Raw genomic sequence first — 17,722 nt, forward strand, 5'->3', positions numbered from 1 at the left:
GAGCGTGTCTGGCATCCCACACCGTGGAAGCCGCGTCCCGAAACCTTACGGCCCCGGGACGCCAAAACGCACCGCCCCCCTGTCAGTTGAGCAGGCTGCCCTGGAGCTCAGCCCGCAGATCCGGGGTCAGGACAGTACCGGCTCGGTCCACCAGAAGGGCCATTTCGTACCCGATGAGACCGATGTCCGCCTCCGGGTGCGCGAGCACCGCGAGCGAGGAACCGTCGGAAATGGACATGATGAAGAGGAATCCCCGCTCCATCTCCACAACCGTCTGGTTCACGCTGCCGCCCTCGAAGATCCGGGAGGCACCGGCGGTCAGCGAGGTCAGACCGGAGGCGACGGCCGCGAGCTGGTCGGCTCGGTCGCGGGGGAAGCCTTCGGACATCGCCAGAAGGAGTCCGTCGGCGGAGACCACCACCGTGTGGGACACCCCCGGGGTGTTGTCCACGAAGTTGGTGATCAACCAGTTCAGGTTCTGTGCCGCCTGGCTCATCGGGCTCACACTAACGCTCCTGGTTGTAGGTGCTGTCAGGACCGAAGCCCTGGCCGTTCGTTTCACTGCCTGCGCCCGCGTTGCGTCCACGCTGGACGCCCCGGCGCAGGTTGCTCAGCCTGCCCCGGACGTCCTCCGGGGCGCGGGAGACCTGTGGGCCCCCCTGGGGGGTGGTTTCGGCGGCGCCTTCGACCAGGTTGGCCTTGGGAATCCGCCGCGGCAGGCCGGAGGCTGTGACTCCGCCCGCCTTGGGCTTCCGGAGTTGCGCGGCCTGCTGCCAGCGCTCGTCGTTCGCCGATCGCCAGCCATTGTCGCCGTTGCCGTCCGGAGCGGGCGCCGGCGTCTCCTGCTGCACGCGCTGCGCGGCACCGTTCGAACCGCTCGCGTGGGATCCGCGGCGGGGCAGCCCGGCGTCGGTCAGCTCGTGGGCGGCGGAAGTGGCCGGTCCCGGACGGTCGAAGCCTACGCGGTCCCGCTCACTTGCGTCAGCGGCCCGCTCGGATTCCGCTTCCGGTGCGTCCGCAGCGTACTGGGACGCGTAGCCGTTCTGGTAGCCGCTGTGCTGGGGCCAGTCGTCCTGGTAGGACGTCTGGTCGAAGCCCGAGTGGTTTTCCGGCGCGACGGCGTGGGCCGGCGCGGACTCCTCCTGCTCGGGCTCCGCATACGAGGGCTCGGGGTAACCGCCGGAGGGCGCGTAACCGTTGCCCTGCGGCTGGTGGCCGTTCTGCCCGAAGTAGGGCTCCTCGTACGACGGCTGCTGCCGGGTGTCGTAGCCCCCGCCGTGCTCCTCGTACGCCGTGCGCTGGTCGTACCCGGTGCCCTGGTCGGGGTATCCGCCCTGGTGGCCGTCGTAGACGGGCTGTGTCCCCGTCCCGGGGCCGAAGTCGTCGGCGTACCCGGCCTGCTCGTGGCCCTGCTGCTGCGGCTGCGGGCCGTTCTGGGCCTCCAGGGCCGCCCGGCGCTCCTCGCGCATCAGCGAGCGGCCGACCGGGTCCAGGTCCCGTATGTCGTCGGGGACGTCGGAGTAGCGGCTGTCGTCGAAGCCCAGCTCGGCGGCCGTGCGCATCGGCTGCTGCTGGTTGAAGTCCTCGCCCCGGTAGTTCTGCTCCGGGATGATCTGCGAGACGGTGAACTCGTCGCGCTCGACGTGCGGTTCGCCGCCACCGCCGTGCGTGATGGCGTCCGGCAGCATGACCAGCGAGGTGGTGCCGGCCTGCTCGCCCGAGGGGCGCAGCTGGACCCGGATGCCGTGCCGGTCGGACAGCCGGCCGACCACGAACAGGCCCATGCGCTGCGAGATCGCGGCGTCCACGGTCGGCGGGTTGGCCAGCTTGTGGTTGATGTCGGCGAAGTCCTCGGCGGTCAGGCCGATGCCCTTGTCGTGGATCTCGATCATCACGCGGCCGTCGGGGAGACGGGTCGCGGTGACGCGGACCTTGGTCTGCGGGGAGGAGAACGTGGTGGCGTTCTCCAGCAGCTCGGCCAGCAGGTGCACGAGGTCGGTCACGGCACGGCCGTGGATCTCGGCCTCCGGGACGCCCTGCAGCTCGATGCGCTCGTACTGCTCCACCTCGGAGGAGGCGGCGCGCAGCACGTCGACCAGCGGCACCGGCTGGTCCCAGCGGCGGCCGGGCTCCTCGCCGGCGAGGACCAGGAGGTTCTCGCCGTTGCGGCGCATACGGGTGGCCAGGTGGTCCAGCTTGAAGAGGTTCTCCAGCTGGTCCGGGTCGGCCTCGTTGTTCTCCAGGTCGGTGATGAGGGTCAGCTGGCCCTCGATCAGCGACTGGTTGCGGCGCGACAGGTTGGTGAAGATCGCGTTGATGTTGCCCCGCAGCAGGGCCTGCTCGGAGGCGAGCCGGACCGCCTCGCGGTGGACCTGGTCGAAGGCGCGGGCGACCTCGCCGATCTCGTCGGTGGTGCTGATCGGGATCGGGGCGACCCGGGTGTCGACGCGGCCGGGGTCGGTGCGCGAGAGCTGGTCGACCAGCATCGGCAGGCGCTGCTCGGCGATGCCGAAGGCGGCGTTGCGCAGCTGGCGCATCGAGCGGCTCATCTGGCGGGCCACGGCACCGGCCAGGATGAAGGCGAGCAGCAGGGCGATCACCACGATGGCGCCGGTGACGATGGCGTCCTGCTTGGCGTTGTCGGCGATGTCCTGGGCGTCGGCCACGGCCTTGTCGACCAGTTCGGTCTCGACCTGGCGGTAGCCGTCGAACTTCGCGGTGTAGGCGCCCAGCCAGGTCTGCGGCGTCACGCCCTTGGCGGCCAGCTCCTGGGAGCTGAAGAGGCCGGAGGCGAGGCCCTTGAGCATGTCGTCGGCGACCGGCATGGCCGTGTAGGCGCCGCCCTGCGTGGAGCTGTTGTCGCCGGCGTTGACGGGGGTGCCCTTGTCGCCGACCTTCTGGCGCTGCTGCGCCATGACCTGGTCGAGGCGGTTGACGTCGGCCTGGGTGGCGCCGGAGACGAACTCGTTGACGGCGATGCCCTCGAGGTAGCGGTACGTGGACAGCGAGACGCGCTGCTGCGCCACCACGGTCTTCTTCTCGGCGGGCCGGACCAGCAGGTGCACGCCGATGGCGCGCTGCAGCGACGCGGCGGCCTTGGCGAGGGAGACGGCGTAGACGGTACGGCCGTAGGAGGTGACGTTGCCGCTGCCGAGGCTCAGCTCGTTCGCGAACTCCATCAGGGAGTGCTGGACGACGACGTAGCCCTCTTCGGTCCGGACCGGGTCCATGGGCGCGGTGTAGGCGGCCTGGCGCAGCGCGGGAAGCCGGGTCTCGTTGGAACGGAACAGCTGCATACGGCGGTCGAGGGCGGCCGTGTGCGGGAGGTCCTTGGCGGCTTCGTCGAACTTCTGCTTGGCGTCGTCGGTGGCCGCGCGCAGCTTCTTGACCTCGTCCGTCTCGCCCTTGCCCTGGAGCAGGTCGGGGGCGGTGAGGTCGCGCTCGTCGAGGAGGGCCTGGCCGTAGTCCTCGGCGGCGCGCACCAGCAGGGCGACGTGCTCGGCGTCCTCGGCGTTCTGCCAGGTGTCGATCGAGCTCTTGACCTGGAAGCCGCCCATGACGAGGCCGACCAGCACGGGTATGAGCAGGATCGCGTTCAGCCGGGTGGGCACCCGCCAGTTCTTGGGGGAGAAGCGGCTGCCGCTCGGGGCCGGCGGCGCCGACGGTTCCGAACCGGGCACAGGGGCGGGCGCCGCTGTGCGCGGCGGCGGGGTGAAGTTGCCCCGCGCCGCCGGCTCGGGACTGTTCTTGCTTCGCCTCACTCGACCAACAACCTCTCGGCGGTCGGCACCTACGTCGTGCCGCAGTGTCTCAGAGCCCGGTCGGCCAAACGACTCCCGGTACGCCTACCAGTACGTCTTTGACTATTGGGCAGTTCAGGCATTCCAGCACGACGACCAGCGCTCTTCCAAACAGTGGAATGAGTGGCCTGCGGGGGATGTAAGCACCAGATAAAACGGTCATAAAGAGCGAGCCCCGCCAAAAGACGGGGCGTTTGTGCGCACAGCGACACCGGTCGACCGCGACGCGTGGTGGTCCTCCACGATTCCTCTGCCGAACTGTTATGAACACCGGAGCCGGCCGTGTCAAAGGCCACAGCCGGCTCCGAAGGGCCCTACGGCAACTGCCGTATCGCCGTTCCGACTTGAGTACCAGCGCCGTTGTGCACGGCGCTCCCGCTAGCGCAGGCGGGCCATCAGCGCGTGCTCGACCAGGGTGATGAGCGCCGACTTGGCGTCGGCGCGGTGGCGGGCGTCGGTGGTGATGATCGGGGTGTCGGGGCCGATCTGCAGTGCCTCGCGCACCTCCTCCGGCTGGTACGGCTGCTGGCCGTCGAAGCCGTTGAGCGCGACCACGAAGGGCAGGCCGCTGTTCTCGAAGTAGTCGACCGCGGGGAAGCAGTCGGCCAGGCGCCGGGTGTCGACCAGCACGACCGCGCCGATGGCGCCGCGCACCAGGTCGTCCCACATGAACCAGAAGCGGTCCTGTCCGGGGGTGCCGAACAGGTAGAGGATCAGGTCCTGGTCCAGGGTGATTCGGCCGAAGTCCATGGCCACCGTGGTGGTGGTCTTGTCTCCGGTGTGGGTGAGGTCGTCGATGCCCGCGGATGCGGACGTCATGACGGCCTCCGTGCGCAGCGGGTTGATCTCCGAGACGGCGCCGACGAACGTGGTCTTGCCCACGCCGAAACCGCCCGCCACCACGATCTTGGCCGAGGTGGTCGAGCGGCCGGCGGCCGTCGCCCCGCCGCTAGAGCTTGCGAAGTCCACTGAGCACCCTTTCGAGCAGCGTCACGTCCGGAGCACCGGTGGCCTCGTCGCCGCCCGGCTGGTGAATCGCGACGAGACCGGCCTCGGCGAGGTCCGCGACGAGGATGCGGGCCACGCCCAGCGGCATGTTGAGCAGCGCGGAGACCTCCGCGACCGACTTCACCTCACGGCACAGATGGCAGATGCGCTGGTGCTCCGGGAGCAGCCCCATGAGCGCAGCCGGGTCGGCCGTGGTGCTGATCAGCGCCTCGATGGCGAGCTGGTAGCGCGGCCGGGTCCGGCCGCCGGTCATGGCGTACGGCCTGACCAGCGGCTGGTCGCCCTCTTCCTCGTACGACTCGGCGTACGGATCATGATGGGCGGTGGGCGGGGTCATGAATCCTCCGGGCGGGACAGCAAGTCGGTCAGGCTGGCCGTCTGACGGGGCCGGTGGGGGGATTGTGGCGGCCGGACGGTTTTTTGGTGACGCGTATGGATCACTAGCCGGTCAGTGGAGCAGACTTCCCTGGAGCTCGGCGCGCAGGTCGGGCGTGAGCACCGCACCCGCGCGGTCCACCAGGAGCGCCATCTCGTAGCCGACGAGGCCGATGTCGCACTCCGGGTGCGCGAGCACGGCCAGCGACGAGCCGTCCGAGATGGACATCAGGAACAGAAAGCCGCGCTCCATCTCCACGACCGTCTGTGCCACGGTGCCGCCCTCGAAGATCCGGGAGGCCCCGGCCGTCAGCGAGGTGAGCCCGGAGGCGACGGCCGCCAGCTGGTCGGCGCGGTCGCGCGGAAAGCCCTCCGACATCGCCAGCAGCAGGCCGTCCGCGGACACGACGACGGTGTGGGACACCCCGGGGGTGTTGTCCACGAAGTTGGTGATCAACCAGTTGAGATTCTGTGCCGCCTGGCTCATCTGGCTCAACTAACGCTCCTGCTGGTGAGTGGGGCTCGGGAAGCTGCCGGTCTGGCCGCTGCCGGCCTGACGGCCCTGAGCGATGCCCCGACGGAGATTGGTCAGCCGTCCGCGTACGTCCTGCGGCGCACGCGAGACCTGCGGACCGGACTGGTGCTGCTGTTGCTGAGCCGTGCCCGGCACGAGGTTCGCCCGGGGCACGCGGCGCGGCAGACCGGAGGTGGTGACACCACCCGAGGCGGGCTGGCGCACCCGCTCCGCCTGCCGGACGAGTTCGTCGTTCGGGGAGCTGCGCCAGCCGCTCTGGGCCGGGCGCTGCTGCGGGGCCGCCGGAGCGGGGGCCTGCTGCTGCGGTTGCTGCGGCTGCTGCTGCGGAGCCTGGGCACCGCCCTGCTGCTGCTCGTCCTCGCCACGACCGCCGCGGAACCAGTTGGTCTCCAGCGTGTCGTACAGCGGGGTACGGCCGTCACCGGGACCGCTGGCCGGCGGCAGCGCCTCCGGCTCGCGCCGCACCGGCCGCTGCCGCGGGGGCTGCTGGTCGGGGTGCGCGGGACGCTGCTGCGGGGCCTGCGGCTGCGGGTAGCCGTAACCGCCCGCCTGCGGCTGGTCGAACCCGCCGCCGGCCGCCGGCTCCTGGCGCGCCGGCAGCGCGTGCCGGCCCGTGGTGGAACCGTCCTGCTGCGGCGCCGGGAACTGCCCGGTGGACCCGTCGTGCTGCGGCGCCGGGAACTGACCCGTCGAGCCGTTGTCGTACGCCTGCGGGGCCGGGAAGCGGCCCGTGGCGGGACCGGAGTCGCGGCCGCCCGGCGTACCGAAGACGTCGGAGCGGACGAACTGGTCGCCCGACTGCGGGGCGTTCGGACGCGGCGCGCCGAACTCCGGGCGGCCGAAGTCGGAGGCACCGCCGGGGCCCTGCGCGTCGTCGCGGCCGACCACCGGCATCTCGGCGGTCGCACCGGGACCCTGCCGGTCGTCCACCCGCGGCAGGTGCGAGGTCTGCGCGCCCTCCGGCTCCTCGTGACCGCGCGGCGTGTCCAGCGAGGCACGCGGCACCGGCGGCTCGGCACCGCGGTCGCTCCAGCTGGGCGTGCGCGGCTGCTGCGCGGCACCGCCGGGCAGCTCGGCCCGGGGACCGCCGCGCGGCGGCAGCTGCGGCCGGCGACCGCGCCGCCCGCTCTGCTCGCCCGCCTCGTCGGCGGGGCGCTGCGACGGCACCGGGCCGCGCGGAGCGCCGAAGGCGTCCTGGTTCTGCGCGCCCGCGCCGGTGGACTGCAGGCCCTGCGGCGCGGCCGGCTGACCGAAGGGGGCACCCGTGCCGGACGGGGCCGGACGGCCCTGCTGCGGTCCGCGCGCGCCGGCCGGCGCACCCGGGCGGGAGCCGTCCCGGTCGGGCAGCGCGGCACGCGGGCCCGGACCGGCGCCCAGCGGACCGCCGTTGCCGGCGCCGGACGGGGAGGCGCCGAAGGCACCGCCGCCGAGCGCACCGCCGTTGCCGGCGGCGGCCTGACGGCGCGCGGCGGCCGCACCCGCGGCGGCGGCCGCGGCGGCCGGGCCACCGGTGCCGCCCTGGCCGGGCTTCGGCGGCTGCGGCTTCTTGCCGCCCTGCGCGACGTCGACCGGCAGCATGACCAGCGCGGTCGTACCGCCGGAATCGGACGGGCGCAGCTGGATGCGGATGCCGTGGCGCTGCGAGAGGCGGCCGACCACGAACAGACCCATGCGGCGGGAGACGGAGACGTCCACGGTGGGCGGCGAGGCGAGCCGCTCGTTGATCGCGGCGAGGTCCTCGGGGGAGAGGCCGATGCCGGTGTCGTGGATCTCGATCAGCACGCGGCCGTCGGGCAGCGCGTGACCGGTGACCTTGACCTTGGTCTGCGGCGAGGAGAACGAGGTCGCGTTCTCCAGCAGCTCGGCGAGCAGGTGCACGAGGTCGTTGACCACGCGGCCGGCCACTTCGGTGGTCGGCACGGCGGCCAGCTCGATGCGCTCGTACTGCTCCACCTCGGACGCGGCGGCGCGCAGCACGTCGACCAGCGGGACCGGGCGGGTCCAGCGCCGGCCGGGCTCCTCACCGGCGAGGACGAGGAGGTTCTCACCGTTACGGCGCATACGCGTCGCGAGGTGGTCGAGCTTGAACAGCGAGGACAGCTGGTCCGGGTCGGCCTCGCGGGACTCCAGCTCGGAGATGAGCGAGAGCTGACGCTGGATGAGGCCCTGGGAGCGACGCGAGAGGTTGGTGAACATCGCGTTGACGTTGCCCCGCAGCAGGGCCTGCTCGGCGGCGAGGCGGACCGCCTCGCGGTGCACGTCGTCGAAGGCCGCGGCCACCTGGCCGATCTCGTCCCGGGAGTGCACACCGACGGACTCGACGGAGGTGTCGACGTCCTGCGGGTCGGACTCGGAGAGCTGCTTGACCAGCTCGGGCAGGCGTTCCTGGGCGACCTTGGTCGCGGTCTCCTGCAGGCGGCGCAGCGAGCGGATCATGGAGCGGGCCACGACGAAGGCGCCGACCAGGGAGACACCGAGGACGAGCAGGATCAGCGCACCCGAGATGATCGCCTCGCGCTCGGAGTCGTTGCGCAGCTCGCGGGCCTTCTGCTCCATCTCGCTGAGCAGCGTCAGCTCGATGTTCGACATCTGCTGGATCTTGGTGCCGCTGTCGTCCAGCCAGTCCTTGTAGGACCGCTTGTCCAGCTTCTTCAGTCCGCCGATGTCCTGGACCGCGCGGTTGGCGTAGAGGTCGGCCTCCTGGATGATCGGGTTGCCCTCTTCGATGGGCTTGAGCAGTTCCTCGGCGTTCTTGTCGCCGTAGATGCTGCGGAAGGTGCTCAGTTCCGACTTCTGGCCGTCCAGCGCCGACTCGGCGTAGTTGCGGTCGTTCGGCGAGAGGTCGCCGTAGGTGGTGTTGCTGGCGGGCAGGGCGGCCGCGATGACCGCGCGCTGCATGGAGGCGTACTCCTTGGCGGAGGAGAACGCGGCCAGCGCGCGGGTGCGCTGGATCATCTCCGGGTTGCTGGTGGCCTCGGCCATGTCCTGGGAGAGGCCCAGCAGGTGGGTGATCAGACGGTGGTAGGCCTCGACCGTCTGCGAGGAGTTGTCGGTGGCCGTGTAGGCCTCCTGGCGGATCCTGCTCAGGGTGTTCAGGTCGCGGGCGATGGCGACGACGCTCTCGCGGACGCCCTGCAGGTCACCGTCCTCGACCTGCTCCGAGGCGTCGATGAAGTTCGCCTTGGCCCGGTCGGTCTTGTCCCGCAGCCCCTTGACGGTGGGGTCCTCGGCCTTGGAGCCGTGGGCCAGCGGGCCGGCGGACTCGTCGCGCTCCTCCTGGAGCGCCGCGGCCAGCTCGGTGGCCTGCTTGGTCATCTCGGTCAGCAGCTTCATGTTCTCGAGCTGCTGGATGCTGTCCATGGAGTCGCTGATGCGCAGGGCACCCAGGGTGGTCGCGGCGACCACGGGGAGCGCGAGCAGGGACACCAGACGCGTCGAGATGCGCCAGTTGCGCAGGGCTATTCGCGTGCCGGGGCCGGAGGGGCCCTGCGGCGGCTTGATCTTGGGGGTGGCCGGGGTGGGGGCGGACACGGTCACACCCGGACGCCCGGGGCGCTCGCCGCCGTCGCCGGACGGGGCGGCCTGGCCCTGGTTCTGGGCGTGCTGGGGCGAGGAGCTGACGGCCATGGGGCCAGTCCCGCCGTGCGGCTCCGGCTCCGCCGAAGCGCTGCCATCCCTCTTGAAACGTCCCTGCACTAGCGTCGCAACCTCTGGACCAGGCGCCCTCCGCAGTAACGGAAGGGCGGTGTCGGCGTCTTGGGAGGCGCCCTGAATACGTCTCCCGGGTGGTCGTGAGTGACCGGCGCTGGACTCCCCCTTCTCGCCGCTCACCTTGTCGGGAGCGACGCTGCTTCGCGCCCCCTGTGCGCCGGCTCGATCCTGCGGCGGTCCGTGGCATTCCAGCACAGTGCAGGATCTCCAACAAGGTTCGTGGGTCAGTGTGTGACCTCCGTGACAGCTTGTGAGGGCCGGGTTACCAGGCGTGGAAGGAGTTCCCGTACGAATCGGGCGTATCCGAGCGAGTCGCTGGAGCGGGGCTGGTGTCCCAGTCGCCATGATCAGGAGCGGAATGATGGCTTCAGGGGTCCAATGTCCGTTTCGCTGGGTTGAGGAGCGGGTCGGAATTGACCGATTTGAGCGTCAATTCGTGAGCAAACTCACACGGGACTCATGTGGTCTTCACGTCTTCGACGGGAATGCGCACGTTTGGCCTGGCGCTTGACAACAGGTGACGTTCTGACAATCCGCGCGTGCGTGGGGTAGGTTTGCCCCCGACCAGCGCCCCGAGACGAACAGGTCTTGTTAACCGTGAAGACGACGATGATGTTCCGCCCGCTCGCCAACCCGCGACGCACGACGCTGGCCCACCTGAAGGACACCGACGACCTCCAGGTCCCCCAGCAGCCGGACCACTCCGTCGAGCTCCCGGCGCAGACGGCGAACCCCCGGCGCACGGTCCTCATGGACGCCCCGGTGGCCTCCGCCGCCCAGTGAGTGCACCGCCGCACACGGTACGAAGGGCGCCCGCACCGAGCGGGCGCCCTTCGTCGTGCGCGGCCCGGGCCTGCCCACCGCGTTAGCCTGGAGCGTCAGACTCCAGCCAGCTCAGTGACAAGTTAAGGGGCGCAAGGATCCCGTGCGCATCGCCAGGTTCTCCATCGACGGGAACGTCGCCTTCGGCGCGGTCGAAGGCGACAAGCCGGACGAGCTCGTCCTCGACATCATCAAGGGCATCCCGTTCGCGGACTTCGAGCTCTCCGGCACCAAGGTGCCGCTGAGCAAGGTGCGGCTGCTGCCCCCCGTCCTGCCCAACAAGGTCGTCGCCTTCGGCCGCAACTACGCCGAGCACGCCCGCGAGCTGGGCAACGAGGTGCCGGACGCGCCGTTCGCCTTCTTCAAGCCGTCCACCTCGGTGATCGGCCCCGGCGACGCCATCCAGTACCCGCCCTTCACCGAGGACCTGCAGCACGAGGCCGAGCTGGCCGTCGTCATCGGCCGCATGTGCCGCGAGGTCCCCCGCGAGCGCGTGGCCGACGTGATCTTCGGCTACACCTGCGCGATCGACGTCACCGCCCGTGACGTGCAGAAGCGGGAGAAGCAGTGGGCCCGGGCCAAGGGCTTCGACACCGCCTGCCCGCTCGGCCCGTGGGTCGAGACGGACCTGGACCTCGCGACCGCGTCCGACCTGACGATCCAGCTCACGGTCAACGGCGAGCAGCGGCAGCTGGGCCGTACCAGCGAGATGATCCACTCGATCGCCGACCTGATCGTCAACATCTCCGAGGCCATGACGCTGCTGCCCGGCGACGTCATCCTCACCGGCACCCCGGCAGGGGTCGGCCCCCTGAACGTCGGCGACGAGGTCGCCGTCACCATCGAAGGCATCGGCACTCTCACCAACAAGGTTGTCAAGCGTGGCTAGCGCACCCGGCTCCCCCGTACGCGTCCGTTTCTGCCCCTCGCCCACCGGTAACCCCCACGTGGGCCTGGTCCGCACCGCCCTGTTCAACTGGGCGTTCGCCCGGCACCACCAGGGCACCCTGGTCTTCCGTATCGAGGACACCGACGCGGCCCGCGACTCCGAGGAGTCGTACCACCAGCTGCTCGACGCGATGCGCTGGCTGGGCTTCGACTGGGACGAGGGCCCCGAGGTCGGCGGCCCGCACGCGCCGTACCGCCAGTCGCAGCGCATGGACCTCTACAAGGACGTCGCGCGGAAGCTGCTGGACGCCGGCCACGCCTACCACTGCTACTGCTCCCAGGAGGAGCTGGACACCCGCCGCGAGGCGGCCCGCGCCGCCGGCAAGCCCTCCGGCTACGACGGCCACTGCCGCGACCTGAGCGCCGAGCAGGTGGAGCAGTACCAGGCGCAGGGCCGCGAGCCGATCGTGCGCTTCCGCATGCCGGACGAGACGATCACCTTCACCGACCTGGTCCGCGGCGAGCTGACCTTCACCCCGGAGAACGTGCCGGACTACGGCATCGTCCGCGCCAACGGCGCCCCGCTGTACACGCTGGTCAACCCGGTCGACGACGCCCTGATGGAGATCACCCACGTCCTGCGCGGCGAGGACCTGCTCTCCTCCACCCCGCGCCAGATCGCGCTGTACAAGGCGCTGATCGAGCTGGGCGTCGCCAAGGAGATCCCCTCCTTCGGGCACCTGCCGTACGTGATGGGCGAGGGCAACAAGAAGCTCTCCAAGCGCGACCCGCAGTCGAGCCTGAACCTCTACCGCGAGCAGGGCTTCCTGCCCGAGGGCCTGCTCAACTACCTGTCCCTGCTGGGCTGGTCGCTCTCCGCCGACCAGGACATCTTCTCCGTCGAGGAGATGGTCGCCGCCTTCGACATCGCCGACGTCAACCCCAACCCGGCGCGCTTCGACCTGAAGAAGTGCGAGGCGATCAACGCCGACCACATCCGCATGCTGGACGTGAAGGACTTCACCGAGCGCTGCCGCCCGTGGCTGAAGGCCCCGTTCGCCCCCTGGGCGCCGGAGGACTTCGACGAGGCCAAGTGGCAGGAGATCGCCCCGCACGCGCAGACCCGTGTGAAGGTCCTGTCCGAGATCACCGACAACGTCGACTTCCTGTTCCTGCCCGAACCGGTCTTCGACGAGGCGTCCTGGACCAAGGCGATGAAGGAGGGCTCGGACGCCCTGCTGCGCACGGCCCGCGAGAAGCTGGAAGGCGCGGACTGGACCTCCCCGGAGGCGCTGAAGGAGGCCGTCCTGGCCGCCGGTGAGGCCCACGGCCTCAAGCTCGGCAAGGCCCAGGCCCCGGTCCGTGTGGCGGTCACCGGCCGCACGGTCGGCCTGCCGCTGTTCGAGTCCCTTCAGGTGCTGGGCAAGGAGAAGTCCCTCGCCCGCGTCGACGCGGCCCTGGCCAAGCTCACGGCGTAAGCGCCGAGTGCCCCGAGGGGCGGCATCCGGGAAGTCCCGGATGCCGCCCCTTCGCGTTGGCTACCGTCGGTTCCATGAGGATCCGAGCCGTGGTCTGGGACGTCGACGACACGCTCTTCGACTACACGAGCGCCGACCGGGCGGGGATGCGGGCGCATCTGCTGGCCGAGGGGCTGCTCGGCGCCTTCGGCACGGCCGAGCGGGCGCTCGCCCGCTGGAAGGAGGCCACCGAGCTGCACTGGGGGCGGTTCGCGGCGGGGGAGACGACCTTCGAGGGCCAGCGCCGCGACCGCGTCCGCACGTTCCTGGCGGCCGAGCTGAGCGACGCCGAGGCCGACGAGTGGTTCCGGCGCTACGTCGGGCACTACGAGGCCGCCTGGGCCCTCTTCCCGGACGTCCTGCCCGCCCTGGACGCCCTTACCGCCGGCTACCGGCACGCGGTGCTGTCGAACTCCAGCCTCACCGTCCAGGACCGCAAGCTGCGCGTCCTCGGCGTGCACGACCGCTTCGAGACCATCCTGTGCGCGGCCGAGCTGGGCGTCTCCAAGCCCGAGGCGGCCGCGTTCCACGCCGCCTGCACGGCGCTCGGCCTGCCTCCGGGCGAGGTGGCCTACGTCGGCGACCACCCGGAGATCGACGGCCGGGGCGCCGCCGAGGCGGGCCTGCTGTCGGTGTGGATCGACCGTGCCGGGGTGTGCACCGTCCGTGACGCGCCCCGGGGCCCGCGCCGGATCGCGAGCCTCGCCGAACTCCCGGCGGTGCTCGGCGCGGATACCCGTTTTGGAGCCCGGTCGACCTTCAGGTAATGTTCTTCCTGCGCCGCCGGGGAGCGGGCCGAAAGGCCGGGACCCGGAGGAGCAGACTAGAACGAGATCCCCGCAGGGGCTTGAGTTCCAGTGGCCTATGGTGTAATTGGCAGCACGACTGATTCTGGTTCAGTTAGTCTTGGTTCGAGTCCAGGTAGGCCAGCTCGCAGAGCTTATCTGCAAAGCCCCCGTTGTGTAGCGGCCTAGCACGCTGCCCTCTCAAGGCAGTAGCGCCGGTTCGAATCCGGTCGGGGGTACTGATCCTGATCCGTCGGGATCGCTAGGGCCCCCGTTGTGTAGCGGCCTAGCACGCCGCCCTCTCAAGGCGGTAGCGCCGGTTCGAATCCGGTCGGGGGTACTGACTGGTCTAAACCATCATTGGTCTATGGTGTAATTGGCAGCACGACTGATTCTGGTTCAGTTAGTCTTGGTTCGAGTCCAGGTAGACCAGCTCGGACCTGCGGCGGTGCAGTATTGAACGCCTGCAGTGTCCACGCCCCCGTTGTGTAGCGGCCTAGCACGCCGCCCTCTCAAGGCGGTAGCGCCGGTTCGAATCCGGTCGGGGGTACGCACAGGGAAGGCCCTCCACCTCGGTGGGGGGGCCTTCGCCGTACCCGGGGGCTACTCGAAGCCGTAGCGGCGCCCCGACTCCTCCTCCTGGGCCAGCCGGCGCAGCGCCTGCAGCATCGGCTCGGTCAGCACCGAGCCCAGCACGGCCGTCTCCACCTTCTCCGCCTCCGAGGGGTGCGTCTCCACGAAGTCGAGGTCGAGCCGGGCCACCTCGTGCATCAACCGCGCGTACGACAGCAGCAGTTCGAACCCCCAGTCGTAGCCGAGCCGGCGGAACGCGGCCACCGCCACCACCAGGGAGCGGTACGCGGGGGAGATCGTGGTCAGCAGCTTCGCGTTCGTCCAGCCCAGCCGGTCCAGCAGCTCGTCCACCTCCCGGTGCGCCGCCTGCACGAACGCGTCGTCCTCGTCCGGCTCCGGCACCTGCGGCAGCGCCCACAGGGCCGCGCCCAGGCGGATCGTGCGGCCCAGGGCGTAGTCGTCGACGTGACCCAGCACCTCGCGGACCGTGGCCACCGGGATCTTGCCCACCTGGATCATCGCGCGCACCAGCCGCAGCCGGCGCAGGTGCTCCTCGCCGTACTCGGCCGTCGTGGCGTTGATCTGCCGGCCCGGCGGCAGCAGACCTTCCCGCAGGTAGTACTTGATCGTCGCGGTGGACACCCCGCTGCGCTCGCTCAGTTCCGCCAGCCGCATCCCTTGCGCCCTCCCTTGGACAACGGCACTATCCAAGCATGGCGCTCTTGGATAGCGCCGCTCACCGACAGGGGGATGCATGTTCGCAAAGCGGATCACCGCCGGTCGTACCACCGCGGGTGCCGAGGGGGACGTCGTCGTCCTGCTGATCGGCATGCGCATCAACCACTTCTGGGCGGTGCACCAGTGGCTGCCGGTGTTCCTGGCGATGCCGCGCATGCTGCGCGAGCTGGGCAAGGACCGTGAGAAGGGGCTGCTGGGGCACGTGCTGCTGACGGCGTCCCCGCGGTCGTACTACGTCGTCCAGTACTGGGAGTCCAAGGAGAAGCTCTACGCCTACGCGCACGACCCGGCGGCGCAGCACCAGCCGATGTGGGCCCTGATCAACCGCGCGGAGAAGGCCGGCAAGGTGCGCGGGCACGTGGGGCTGTGGCACGAGGCGTACATCGTGCCCGAGGGGTCGTACGAGTCCATCTACGCCGACATGCCCGCCTTCGGGCTCGCGGCCGCGCACGGGCAGCTGCCGCTCGAGCGGCGCGGACGGCGCGCGTCGGACCGGTTCGCGCACCGGTCGGGAAAGTCTCCGGCGGCCCGGGCCGACTGAGCGCCCGGGCGCGAGAAAAGGGACAGGGTCCGCCGCGGCGTTGAGGCGGTCCCTGTCCCGTCGGCGTTCGAGCGCCGCTCAGCCGGAGCGGCGCAGGGCCTCCGAGAGGCGGGCGGCGGCGTCGATGACCGCCTGGGCGTGCATACGGCCCGGGTGGCGCGTGAGGCGCTCGATGGGGCCGGAGACGGACACCGCGGCCACGACACGGTTGGAGGGGCCGCGCACGGGCGCGGAGACGGACGCGACGCCCGGCTCGCGCTCACCGATGGACTGGGCCCAGCCGCGGCGCCGTACGCCGGAGAGGGCCGTCGCCGTGAAGCGGGCGCCCTGCAGGCCGCGGTGCAGGCGCTCGGGCTCCTCCCAGGCCATCAGGACCTGTGCGGACGAGCCCGCCTTCATGGTGAGCGTGGAACCCACCGGGACCGTGTCCCGCAGTCCGGACAGGCGCTCCGCCGCGGCGACGCAGATGCGCATGTCGCCCTGGCGGCGGTAGAGCTGCGCGCTCTCGCCCGTGACGTCCCGCAGGTGCGTGAGCACCGGGCCGGCGGTGGCGAGGAGACGGTCCTCACCCGCGGCGGCGGCCAGTTCCGCCAGCCGAGGGCCGAGAATGAAACGTCCCTGCATGTCACGCGCCACCATGCGGTGGTGTTCCAGTGCCACGGCCAGGCGGTGAGCCGTGGGTCGAGCCAGTCCGGTGGCCGCGACCAGACCCGCGAGGGTGGCCGGACCGGACTCCAGAGCGCTCAGGACGAGGGCCGCCTTGTCCAGAACGCCGACGCCGCTACTGTTGTCCATGCAACGATACTCGCGTCTCACTCTGTGAAACGCAAGTTCAATTTTCTCCGGAACCCGCCACTCTGGATGTCACGAAGGCGAAAGCGGCCCGCGGATCAACGGGCCTGGTGGCCGTTGTCCGGACGCAGGGGCGCGGGCAACGCCTCCTCAAGATCTCTAGTTGGGCCGGTGGACGCTTGCCGGCCGGAGGGAAAGCGATGGGTAGGACACTCGCGGAGAAGGTCTGGGACGACCACGTCGTCCGGCGCGCCGAGGGCGAGCCCGACCTCCTCTTCATCGATCTGCACCTGCTGCACGAGGTGACCAGCCCGCAGGCCTTCGACGGCCTCCGCAAGAGCGGCCGCCAGGTGCGCCGGCTCGACCTGACCATCGCCACCGAGGACCACAACACCCCCACCCTCGACATCGACAAGCCCATCGCGGACCCGGTCTCCCGCGCCCAGCTGGAGACCCTGCGCAAGAACTGCGCCGAGTTCGGCGTGCGCCTGCACCCGCTGGGCGACGTCGAGCAGGGCGTCGTGCACGTCGTCGGCCCCCAGCTCGGCCTGACCCAGCCGGGCACCACCGTGGTCTGCGGTGACTCCCACACCTCCACGCACGGTGCCTTCGGCGCGCTGGCGTTCGGCATCGGCACCTCCCAGGTCGAGCACGTGCTGGCCACCCAGACGCTGCCCCTGGCCCGCCCCAAGACGATGGCGATCACCGTCGACGGCGAGCTGCCCGAGGGCGTCACCGCCAAGGACCTCATCCTGGCGATCATCGCGAAGATCGGCACCGGCGGCGGCCAGGGCTACATCCTGGAGTACCGCGGCTCCGCCATCGAGAAGCTCTCGATGGAGGCCCGGATGACCATCTGCAACATGTCGATCGAGGCCGGTGCCCGCGCGGGCATGATCGCCCCCGACGAGACCACCTTCGCCTACCTCAAGGGCCGTCCGCACGCCCCCGAGGGCGCCGACTGGGACGCCGCGGTGGAGTACTGGAAGACGCTCCGGACCGACGACGACGCCGTCTTCGACGCCGAGGTCGTCATCGACGCCGCCGAGCTGTCCCCGTTCGTCACCTGGGGCACCAACCCCGGCCAGGGTGCGCCGCTTTCGTCGTCCGTCCCCGACCCGGCTTCGTACGAAGACCCTTCGGAGCGCCTCGCCGCCGAAAAGGCCCTGGAGTACATGGGGTTGGAGGCCGGCCAGCCGCTGCGCTCCATCAAGGTGGACACCGTCTTCGTAGGCTCCTGCACCAACGGCCGCATCGAGGACCTGCGCGCCGCCGCCGACCTGCTGCGCGGCCGCAAAGTCGCCGACGGCGTACGGATGCTGGTCGTCCCGGGCTCGGCGCGGGTGGGTCTGCAGGCCGTCTCCGAGGGCCTGGACGTGGTCTTCAAGGAGGCCGGCGCCGAATGGCGGCACGCGGGCTGCTCCATGTGCCTCGGCATGAACCCGGACCAGCTGGCCCCGGGCGAGCGCTCCGCCTCCACCTCCAACCGCAACTTCGAGGGCCGGCAGGGCAAGGGCGGCCGTACCCACCTGGTGTCGCCGCAGGTCGCGGCCGCGACCGCCGTCCTGGGTCACCTGGCCTCGCCCGCCGACCTGACCGACGCCGCCGAGACCCGTACGCCCGCTGGAGTCTGAGGA

14 protein-coding genes and 5 tRNA genes are annotated in these 17,722 nt (G+C 70.8%); 11 read left to right on the plus strand and 8 right to left on the minus strand.

The genetic code is table 11. From position 1 onward, the window contains the following. Positions 1-82 precede the first annotated feature (82 nt). The 6 genes from ACF1AL_RS30270 to ACF1AL_RS30295 all read right to left on the minus strand — a co-directional run bounded on the left by ACF1AL_RS30270 (position 83) and on the right by ACF1AL_RS30295 (position 9,414). A complete protein-coding gene (locus tag ACF1AL_RS30270; RefSeq protein ID WP_004983065.1) occupies positions 83-496 on the minus strand; it encodes a roadblock/LC7 domain-containing protein in 414 nt (137 codons plus the stop codon). Positions 497-506: 10 nt separating this feature from the next. Beyond that, the gene (locus tag ACF1AL_RS30275) at positions 507-3,761 is read right to left on the minus strand and encodes a nitrate- and nitrite sensing domain-containing protein (protein ID WP_391828215.1); all 3,255 of its coding nucleotides are present in this window, start codon (positions 3,759-3,761) and stop codon (positions 507-509) included. A gap of 417 nt (positions 3,762-4,178) precedes the next feature. Next, positions 4,179-4,769, minus strand: coding sequence for an ATP/GTP-binding protein (locus ACF1AL_RS30280; RefSeq protein WP_366837182.1), 591 nt, complete (start codon positions 4,767-4,769; stop codon positions 4,179-4,181). Beyond that, a complete protein-coding gene (locus tag ACF1AL_RS30285; RefSeq protein WP_366837183.1) occupies positions 4,750-5,145 on the minus strand; it encodes a DUF742 domain-containing protein in 396 nt (131 codons plus the stop codon). Before ACF1AL_RS30285 ends, ACF1AL_RS30280 begins: the two co-directional genes overlap by 20 nt. 111 nt (positions 5,146-5,256) lie before the next feature. Continuing rightward, entirely contained in the window at positions 5,257-5,670 is a 414-nt protein-coding gene (locus tag ACF1AL_RS30290) for a roadblock/LC7 domain-containing protein (protein ID WP_037654657.1), read from the minus strand. 9 nt (positions 5,671-5,679) lie between these two features. Further along, positions 5,680-9,414, minus strand: coding sequence for a nitrate- and nitrite sensing domain-containing protein (locus tag ACF1AL_RS30295; protein WP_391828218.1), 3,735 nt, complete (start codon positions 9,412-9,414; stop codon positions 5,680-5,682). 612 nt (positions 9,415-10,026) lie between these two features. On the opposite strand from ACF1AL_RS30295, the gene ACF1AL_RS30300 reads away from it, so the two are divergent. The 9 genes from ACF1AL_RS30300 to ACF1AL_RS30340 all read left to right on the plus strand — a co-directional run bounded on the left by ACF1AL_RS30300 (position 10,027) and on the right by ACF1AL_RS30340 (position 13,991). Then, the gene (locus ACF1AL_RS30300) at positions 10,027-10,212 is read left to right on the plus strand and encodes a hypothetical protein (RefSeq protein ID WP_366837185.1); all 186 of its coding nucleotides are present in this window, start codon (positions 10,027-10,029) and stop codon (positions 10,210-10,212) included. Positions 10,213-10,354: 142 nt separating this feature from the next. Then, positions 10,355-11,140: a fumarylacetoacetate hydrolase family protein gene (locus tag ACF1AL_RS30305; RefSeq protein ID WP_366837186.1), complete on the plus strand. Its 786-nt coding sequence runs from the start codon at positions 10,355-10,357 to the stop codon at positions 11,138-11,140. Beyond that, a complete protein-coding gene (gene gltX / locus ACF1AL_RS30310; protein ID WP_391819687.1) occupies positions 11,133-12,617 on the plus strand; it encodes a glutamate--tRNA ligase in 1,485 nt (494 codons plus the stop codon). Before ACF1AL_RS30305 ends, gltX begins: the two co-directional genes overlap by 8 nt. Before the next feature lie 74 nt (positions 12,618-12,691). Then, positions 12,692-13,423 carry an HAD family hydrolase gene (locus ACF1AL_RS30315; protein ID WP_391828220.1) on the plus strand — a complete coding sequence of 244 codons (732 nt, stop codon included), beginning with the start codon at positions 12,692-12,694 and terminating at the stop codon, positions 13,421-13,423. Between the two features lie 91 nt (positions 13,424-13,514). After that, positions 13,515-13,586 (plus strand) — tRNA-Gln (locus tag ACF1AL_RS30320). A 21-nt stretch (positions 13,587-13,607) separates the two neighbouring features. Then, positions 13,608-13,680, plus strand: a tRNA-Glu gene (locus tag ACF1AL_RS30325). Between the two features lie 28 nt (positions 13,681-13,708). Continuing rightward, positions 13,709-13,781, plus strand: a tRNA-Glu gene (locus ACF1AL_RS30330). A gap of 21 nt (positions 13,782-13,802) precedes the next feature. Then, a tRNA-Gln gene (locus ACF1AL_RS30335) sits at positions 13,803-13,874 on the plus strand. A gap of 44 nt (positions 13,875-13,918) precedes the next feature. Continuing rightward, positions 13,919-13,991: transfer RNA gene (locus ACF1AL_RS30340), tRNA-Glu, on the plus strand. Positions 13,992-14,044: 53 nt separating this feature from the next. Here the strand turns inward: ACF1AL_RS30340 and ACF1AL_RS30345 are convergent. Then, positions 14,045-14,689, minus strand: a complete 645-nt coding sequence (locus tag ACF1AL_RS30345) for a MerR family transcriptional regulator (protein WP_384213366.1) — start codon at positions 14,687-14,689, stop codon at positions 14,045-14,047. Between the two features lie 79 nt (positions 14,690-14,768). Here ACF1AL_RS30345 and ACF1AL_RS30350 point away from each other — a divergent pair, with 79 nt between their 5' ends. Further along, on the plus strand, positions 14,769-15,293 hold the full coding sequence (locus ACF1AL_RS30350; protein ID WP_391819691.1) for a DUF4188 domain-containing protein: 525 nt from the start codon (positions 14,769-14,771) through the stop codon (positions 15,291-15,293). Positions 15,294-15,371: 78 nt separating this feature from the next. On the opposite strand, the gene ndgR is transcribed toward ACF1AL_RS30350, so the two are convergent. After that, positions 15,372-16,088, minus strand: coding sequence for an IclR family transcriptional regulator NdgR (gene ndgR, locus ACF1AL_RS30355; protein WP_028425251.1), 717 nt, complete (start codon positions 16,086-16,088; stop codon positions 15,372-15,374). Positions 16,089-16,285: 197 nt separating this feature from the next. Between ndgR and leuC the strand changes: the two genes are divergently transcribed. Next, on the plus strand, positions 16,286-17,719 hold the full coding sequence (gene leuC / locus ACF1AL_RS30360; protein WP_366837193.1) for a 3-isopropylmalate dehydratase large subunit: 1,434 nt from the start codon (positions 16,286-16,288) through the stop codon (positions 17,717-17,719). The last annotated feature ends 3 nt before the right edge of the window (positions 17,720-17,722 follow it).

This window comes from Streptomyces sp. NPDC014801 (assembly GCF_043082085.1).
Classification (GTDB): Bacteria; Actinomycetota; Actinomycetes; order Streptomycetales; family Streptomycetaceae; genus Streptomyces.

What these genes read in the sequence shown, in the direction of transcription:
- ACF1AL_RS30350 (WP_391819691.1), top strand. Translation starts at nt 14,769, where the DNA reads ATGTTCGCAAAGCGGATCACCGCCGGTCGTACCACCGCGGGTGCCGAG.
- ACF1AL_RS30345 (WP_384213366.1), bottom strand. Translation starts at nt 14,689, where the DNA reads ATGCGGCTGGCGGAACTGAGCGAGCGCAGCGGGGTGTCCACCGCGACG.
- ACF1AL_RS30290 (WP_037654657.1), bottom strand. Translation starts at nt 5,670, where the DNA reads ATGAGCCAGGCGGCACAGAATCTCAACTGGTTGATCACCAACTTCGTG.
- leuC (WP_366837193.1), top strand. Translation starts at nt 16,286, where the DNA reads ATGGGTAGGACACTCGCGGAGAAGGTCTGGGACGACCACGTCGTCCGG.
- ACF1AL_RS30285 (WP_366837183.1), bottom strand. Translation starts at nt 5,145, where the DNA reads ATGACCCCGCCCACCGCCCATCATGATCCGTACGCCGAGTCGTACGAG.
- ndgR (WP_028425251.1), bottom strand. Translation starts at nt 16,088, where the DNA reads ATGGACAACAGTAGCGGCGTCGGCGTTCTGGACAAGGCGGCCCTCGTC.
- ACF1AL_RS30315 (WP_391828220.1), top strand. Translation starts at nt 12,692, where the DNA reads ATGAGGATCCGAGCCGTGGTCTGGGACGTCGACGACACGCTCTTCGAC.
- ACF1AL_RS30270 (WP_004983065.1), bottom strand. Translation starts at nt 496, where the DNA reads ATGAGCCAGGCGGCACAGAACCTGAACTGGTTGATCACCAACTTCGTG.